General features: G+C 66.5%; 1 protein-coding gene. It reads left to right on the forward strand.

From position 1 onward, the window contains the following. Positions 1 to 319: condensation domain-containing protein (locus tag P3H15_RS54810; protein WP_276144929.1), on the forward strand; the 319-nt coding region annotated here is incomplete at both ends.

Consider the following 319-nt stretch of genomic DNA (forward strand, 5'->3'; position numbering starts at 1 on the left):
ATGTACGGCGAGTCGTTGACCGTCTCGCACATCCTGCACCTGGCCGACGAGCACTTCTACTGGTATTCGCGCGCCCACCACATCGCGTTGGACGGGTACGCGGCGATGATGTCGATGCGCCGGGCGGCCGAACTGTATGTCGCGGCCATCGACGGCGTCGAAGCCCCCCAGCGCCAGGTGATCGACCCGGAACGGATCCTGCAGGGGGATGCGGACTATCGGTCCTCCGCCCGGTTCGGTCGGGATCGTGATTACTGGCAACAGCAGGTGCAGAATCTTCCCCCGGTGGTCGGCCTCGCCCCGCGGCTGACTGCGCCAC

The sequence above is a fragment of the Rhodococcus sp. T2V genome (genome assembly GCF_029269925.1).
Taxonomy (GTDB): domain Bacteria; phylum Actinomycetota; class Actinomycetes; order Mycobacteriales; family Mycobacteriaceae; genus Rhodococcus_F; species Rhodococcus_F koreensis.